Source organism: Streptomyces sp. NPDC059169 (assembly GCF_042755225.1).
Taxonomy (GTDB): domain Bacteria; phylum Actinomycetota; class Actinomycetes; order Streptomycetales; family Streptomycetaceae; genus Streptomyces.
This window is the reverse complement of record NZ_JBHZCF010000002.1, coordinates 82,518-88,776: the sequence shown is the minus strand read 5'-3', so window position 1 is coordinate 88,776 and position 6,259 is coordinate 82,518. Positions and strand designations below refer to the sequence as shown.

Genomic DNA, 6,259 nt, shown 5'->3' with positions numbered 1-6,259 from the left:
CCTGTCCCGCCGGCTGGTTGCGCGCGACAGTGAAGGCGCGCTATGCAACCCCCTTGATCGACTTTGCCCCCTCCTCCCCCCCCCCCCTCCCCCCCTCCCCCCCCCCCCCTCCCCCCCCCCCCCCCCCCCCTCCCCCCCCCCCACCGCCGTATTGTCTAGGGGTCTTCTCTTTGTGAAGGAGCGGTTCATGACCATGCCCGTCGTCCACTCGCTGCGCGATCAGATCCGCGAGCACATCGTGGAGGGCATCGTCAGCGGCCGCTGGAAGCCGGGCGAGCGGATCGTCGAACGCCGCATCGCCACGGAACTGGCGGTCAGCCAGACGCCCGTACGGGAGGCGCTGCGGGAGTTGGAGTCGCTGCGCCTGATCGAGTCCGCCCCGAACAAGGGCGTGCGGGTGAGGAACCTGACCGCGGCGGACCTGGAGGAGAGTTACCCGGTCCGGGCCGGTCTGGAGCAGATCGCCGCGGAACTGGCAGCCGAACGACTGGCGGCGGACTGCTCGGCCCTGGAGCCGCACGTCGCGGCACTCTACGAGGCCGACCGTGCGGCGGACGGGACGGCCCAGGTGCGGCACACGGTGGCGTTCCACCGGGAGCTGGTGAAGGCGGCCCGGAACGGCGTGCTGCTGCACACCTGGGAGGGACTGGGCATCGAGGTCTTCACGGCACTGTCGATCCGCTGGCTCGGCACGGTGCAGAAGTCCTACGCGGAGGAGCACGAAGAGCTCGTCGCGGCGTTCCGACGGCATGACCCGCAGATCGGTGCGCTGGTGAAGGCGCACGTCCTGGGCTGCGCACCACGCGCGTAGGCCTCCGGACCGGCCGTCATCCCGGCGACGAACGCACCCCCCGCGGCGCGGGGCACGGGTGACCTTCCTCGGGCTCCCCCGGACTCCGTCCGGGCCCCCGGCGGGCTGGATGGACGCCTGGGTATCGCCGGCTGACCGACGCGTCCGCCGGCCCGGGAAACGGCAACCCTCCGGTCACGGACCATCACCGCCGCAATTCACGGCACCGGGTGCCCGATTTCGCGGCACCCTGTGCCGACTTTCATCCAACAAGACACTTTTTCGCCGCAACGCTTTGATCGATCATCGATCGTCGGCTTACAGTCATCCGCGGACTCACCCGTCCACCGGCCCCGTCCTGCCAGACAGGCCCCCCTTCTCCACCCCCCTCCTCTCCGGAAGGCGGCGATCATGACCGACCCCGTAGGCAAGCTTCCGAGCGAGCTCGACCAGCTCCCGGACCGTGACGCCGAAGAAACCGCCGAATGGGCGGCCTCTCTCGACGCCGTCACGAAGGCTGCCGGCCCGCACCGCGCCGCGTACCTGATGCGCCGTACCCTCCAGCACGCCGAGGGCGTCAGCGGGCTCGATCTGCCGAAGCTCCTGGAGACGGACTACGTCAACACCATCCCCACCGCCACCGAGCCCTCCCCGGCCGGCGACGAGGCGATGGAGCGCCGGATCACCGCCTGGAACCGGTGGAACGCCGCCGCGATGGTGACCCGCGGCGCCAAGTACGGCGTCGGCGGGCACATCGCCACCTTCGCCTCCGCCGCCTGGCTCTACGAGACCGGCTTCAACCACTTCTTCCGGGGCAAGGAGGCCGATGGCTCGGGCGACCAGCTGTTCATCCAGGGCCACGCCTCCCCCGGCATCTACGCGCGTGCCTTCCTCGACGGCCGCCTCACCGAGGCCCACCTGGACAAGTTCCGCCAGGAGTCCGGCGGCGACGGCCTGCCCTCCTACCCGCACCCGCGCCGCCTCCCCTGGCTCTGGGAGTTCCCGACCGTCTCCATGGGCCTCGGCCCGCTGTCGGCGATCTACCAGGCGCGCTTCAACCGCTATCTGACCAACCGCGGCATCAAGGACGTCTCCGCGTCCCACGTCTGGGCGTTCCTCGGCGACGGCGAGATGGACGAGCCCGAGTCGACCGCCGCGCTCGCGCTGGCGAGCCGCGAGGGCCTGGACAACCTGACCTTCGTCATCAACTGCAACCTGCAGCGTCTCGACGGCCCCGTCCGCGCGAACTTCAAGATCGTGCAGGAGCTGGAGGCGCAGTTCCGCGGCGCCGGCTGGAACGTGGTGAAGACCCTCTGGGGCAACGCCTGGGACGAGCTCTTCCGGCTCGACACCACCGGTGCGCTCGTGCGCCGCCTCCGCGAGGTCCCGGACGCGCAGGTCCAGACGTACCAGACACGGGACGCCGCCTACATCCGCCAGGACTTCTTCGGCGCGGACCCGGCGCTCGTCGAGATGGCGAAGCTCCTCAGCGACGACAAGATCCTCGAGTGCTTCCACCTCTCGCGCGGTGGCCACGAACCCCGCAAGGTGTACGCCGCGTACAAGGCCGCACTGGACCACAAGGGCGCCCCGACGGTGATCCTGGCCCAGACGGTCAAGGGCTACACCCTGGGCGAGGGCTTCGCGTCCAAGAACGCCAACCACCAGATGAAGAAGCTGACGGTGGACGAGTTCACGACGATGCGGGACCTTCTGGAGCTCCCGATCCCGGACTCCGCGTTCGCCGACGGCCAGGTGCCCTACGGCCACCCGGGTGCCGACTCCCCTGAGGTCCGCTACCTCCAGGAGCGTCGTGCGGCCCTCGGCGGTCCCGCCCCGGCCCGCCGCGTCCACCCGGTCGCCCCGCTCCCCGCGCCCGCCGAGAAGGCCTTCGCCGCCTTCGACAAGGGCTCAGGAAACCAGTCCGTCGCGACGACCATGGCGTTCGTCCGCCTGGTCAAAGACCTGATCCGGGACAAGGAGACCGGCAGGCGCTGGGTGCCGATCGTCCCGGACGAGGCACGCACCTTCGGCATGGAGTCGCTGTTCCCGTCGCTCGGCATCTACTCGCCCAAGGGGCAGACGTACGAGCCGGTCGACCGCGACCAGCTGATGTACTACCGCGAGGCCAAGAACGGCCAGATCCTCAACGAGGGCATCACCGAGGCCGGTTCGATGGCCGACTTCATCGCCGCAGCGTCGTCCTACGCGACGCACGGCGAGACGATGATCCCCTTCTACATCTTCTACTCGATGTTCGGCTGGCAGCGCACGGCGGACCAGATGTGGCAGCTCGGTGACCAGCTCGGCAAGGGCTTCCTGGTCGGTGCCACGGCCGGGAGGACCACCCTGACCGGTGAGGGACTGCAGCACGCGGACGGCCATTCCCCGGTGATCGCGGCGACGAACCCGGCCGCGCTCACCTACGACCCGGCGTTCGCCTACGAGGTCGCGGCGATCGTCAAGGACGGTCTGCGGCGGATGTACGGCGGGGCGCGTCCCGGCGAGGACGCGGACGTCTTCTACTACCTGACCGTCTACAACGAGCCGATGCCGCAGCCCGCGAAGCCGGACGGCGTCGACGAGGGCATCGTGCGCGGGCTGTACCGATTCAAGGAGGGCGAGGGTGCGGCGGACCACGCGCGCATCCAGCTGCTCGCCTCGGGTACGGCGATCCACTGGGCGCTGGAGGCACAGCGGCTGCTCGCCGCGGACTGGGGCGTGACGGCCGACGTGTGGTCCGCGACCTCCTGGACCGAGCTGCGGCGTGACGCGCTGGAAGCGGACGCGGCGCTGCTGCGCGGCGAGGAGCGCACCCCGTACGTCCGCGAGGCGCTGGAGGGATCCGAAGGTCCGGTGCTCGCGGTCAGCGACTACATGCGTCAGGTCCCCGACCAGATCGCGCAGTGGGTGGAACAGGACTGGTCCTCGCTGGGCGCGGACGGCTTCGGTCTGTCGGACACCCGCGAGGCGGCCAGGCGCCACTTCGGCGTCGACGCCCAGTCCATCGTGGTCGCGGCCCTGGCCCAGCTCGCCCGCCGCGGCGACGTCGCGGCCTCCGCGGTCAAGGAGGCGCGCGAGCGCTACGGGTTCTGACCCGGCCCACGGGCGGGACGGACTCCGCCGAGTCCGCCCGTCCCGTCCGGCTGGCCCTGCGCCCCGGCGGGCGCCGACTCCGCCGGATCCGCCGACGCCCCGTCGCCCCCGCGGCCGACGGGGCGTCGGCGCTCCCTCGCTGACGGACGGACCGTCCGGGCCCCGGGCGGGCGGACGGCGTGCGCCGGAGCACATGGGCGAGGCCCCAGCACCACGGCGCGGACCACGCACGCTCCGCGGCGCCCGGCGGTACCCACCCACCGCCGACAGCGCCCATGCGCCCGCTCCGCGGCCGGTGCGTCGGGCCGCACGCCGCCGCCGGTGACAATGCACCCATGCGCGCTGCCCGTCTCATCAAGATGGTTCTGCTCCTGCAATCCAGGTCCTCGATGACCGCCGCCGAACTCGCCGCGGAGCTGGAGGTGTCGGAACGGACCGTCACCCGCGACGCCCTCGCGCTCTCGGAGGCCGGGGTGCCCGTGTACGCGGACCGCGGCCGGGCCGGCGGCTACCGGCTGATCGGGGGGTACCGCACCCGGCTGACCGGTCTGGCCAGGACCGAGGCCGAGGCGCTCTTCCTTTCCGGACTGCCCGTGGCGCTGCGCGAGATGGGCCTGGAGGACGCCGCTTCCGCCGCACGCCTCAAGGTGTCCGCCGCGCTGATCCCCTCGCTCGGCGACGCCTCGCGGTCCGCCGCGCAGCGGTTCCACCTGGACGCGCCCGGCTGGTACCAGGAGCCGGAGACCCCCGCGCTGCTGCCGACCGTCGCCGAGGCCGTCTGGGACGACCTGGTGGTCACCGCCCGGTACCGCGACGCCGAGCGGGAACTGGAACCGTACGGCCTCGTGCTGAAGGCCGGGGTCTGGTATCTGTGCGCCAGGGCGGACGGCAGGTCCTTCCGGGTGTACCGGATCGACCGCTTCACCGCCGTCGCCCTCTCCGAGCGCCGCTTCGAGCGGGACGCGTCCTTCGACCTGCCGAGTTTCTGGGCGGCCCGTGCAGCGCAGTTCGCCCGCTCGCTGCTGCGCGCCGAGGTCGTGGTCCGGCTGTCCGCGGAGGGCGTGCGACGGCTGCCGTACGCCACCGACCGTGCCGCGGCCCGCGAGGCGCTGGCGACGGCGGGGCCTCCCGACGGGCAGGGCCGCGTCGTGCTCACCCTGCCCGTCGAGTCGGAGGAGGTCGCCTTCGGCCAGCTCCTCGGCCTCGGGGCGGAGCTGGAGGTGCTGGAACCGCTCGGGCTGCGGGAGCGGTTCGCCACGGCGGCAGCGGCGATGCACGCCCTGTACGCGGGCGGGTCCGGTGGAGCAGCGGACGCCGGGGACGGGAGCGGCCCGGGTGCGGTCCCGGGGTCCGGCGGCGGCGCGGGTGCCGGGGCCGGACCCGGGCAGGGGGGATCCGCTCAGCGGTAGTCGTCAACCGGGGCGTCCTTGCCACCGTGGACGACGTCCAGGAAGTACCCCCAGGCGTCGGGGCTGCTGCCGTCCGCGTCCGTGAAGCCGTACTCCTTGGCGAGCCCTCCACTGGACAGGGACCTGCCGTTCCACCGGGCGCGCTCGGGGTCGGCGGCCACGGCGGCGACCGCCCGTCCCAGGTAGACGGGTGACTCGGACACGGCGAAATGCGGCTCCCCGACCGTCGCGTCGCGCCAGTTCTCCTCGCGGACGCCGAAGACGTCCAGCATCTGCTCGGAGCGGAGGAACCCGGGGGTGATGCAGACGGCGGTGCATCCGGCGTCCTTGAGGTCCTCGCCGAGCGCGAAGGCCATCCGGATCGGCGCGTTCTTCGCGAGGTCGTAGAAGAAGTTCTCACGGAAGCGCCGGTTGTACTCGGCCGTGCCGTCGGTGATCTCGACGAGGAGCCCGCCGGGTCTCCGGGCGAGCAGCGGAAGGGCGCAGCTGCTGGTGATGATGTGGCTGCGCACCCCCAGGTCCAGCAGGCGCAGCCCTCGGTCGAGATCGGTGTCCCACATCTTGGTGTTCCATTCGATGAGGTGCTCGCCACCCCACAGGTCGTTCACCAGGACGTCCAGTGCCCCGTGGTCCCCGTCGATTCGGGCGACCAGCGCGCGTACCCGGTCGACGTCCAGGTGGTCGGTGGGTACGGCGATGCCCGTACCGCCGGCGGCGGTGACCAGCTCGGCGGTCTCCTCGATGGTCTCGCCGGCCCGGCCGACCTCGCTGACGTGCTGCCTGGTCGTACGGCCGGTCACGTACACCGTCGCGCCCGCCGCCCCCAGTTGCACGGCGATGGCCCGCCCCGCGCCGCGCGTCGCGCCCGCCACGAGCGCGATCTTCCCCTTGAGTGCTGTGTCGGTCGTCATGGTGCGACGGTCGCAGGGAATCCCGACATCTCCTGTCCGGATTTCCGAAAGGC

Annotated in this window: 4 protein-coding genes; 3 read left to right on the top strand and 1 reads right to left on the bottom strand. The window is 72.0% G+C overall.

Annotation, left to right across the window (positions count from 1 at the left end; all coding sequences use genetic code 11):
- The first annotated feature begins 187 nt into the window (after positions 1–187).
- The 3 genes from ACFXOM_RS04270 to ACFXOM_RS04260 all read left to right on the top strand — a co-directional run bounded on the left by ACFXOM_RS04270 (position 188) and on the right by ACFXOM_RS04260 (position 5,295).
- A complete protein-coding gene (locus ACFXOM_RS04270) occupies positions 188–811 on the top strand; it encodes a GntR family transcriptional regulator (protein ID WP_384930256.1) in 624 nt (207 codons plus the stop codon).
- Between the two features lie 390 nt (positions 812–1,201).
- Positions 1,202–3,886 (top strand): pyruvate dehydrogenase (acetyl-transferring), homodimeric type, encoded by a 2,685-nt coding sequence (gene aceE / locus ACFXOM_RS04265; RefSeq protein WP_384930258.1) that lies wholly within the window; start codon positions 1,202–1,204, stop codon positions 3,884–3,886.
- Positions 3,887–4,221: 335 nt separating this feature from the next.
- On the top strand, positions 4,222–5,295 hold the full coding sequence (locus ACFXOM_RS04260) for a helix-turn-helix transcriptional regulator (protein WP_385036919.1): 1,074 nt from the start codon (positions 4,222–4,224) through the stop codon (positions 5,293–5,295).
- On the opposite strand, the gene ACFXOM_RS04255 is transcribed toward ACFXOM_RS04260, so the two are convergent.
- Entirely contained in the window at positions 5,286–6,206 is a 921-nt protein-coding gene (locus tag ACFXOM_RS04255) for an SDR family oxidoreductase (RefSeq protein ID WP_385036918.1), read from the bottom strand. The two genes, ACFXOM_RS04260 and ACFXOM_RS04255, sit on opposite strands and share 10 nt — an antisense overlap.
- Positions 6,207–6,259 lie beyond the last annotated feature (53 nt).

Coding starts and splice junctions, on each gene's coding strand:
- ACFXOM_RS04270 (WP_384930256.1), top strand. CDS start 188: ATGACCATGCCCGTCGTCCACTCGCTGCGCGATCAGATCCGCGAGCAC.
- aceE (WP_384930258.1), top strand. CDS start 1,202: ATGACCGACCCCGTAGGCAAGCTTCCGAGCGAGCTCGACCAGCTCCCG.
- ACFXOM_RS04260 (WP_385036919.1), top strand. CDS start 4,222: ATGCGCGCTGCCCGTCTCATCAAGATGGTTCTGCTCCTGCAATCCAGG.
- ACFXOM_RS04255 (WP_385036918.1), bottom strand. CDS start 6,206: ATGACGACCGACACAGCACTCAAGGGGAAGATCGCGCTCGTGGCGGGC.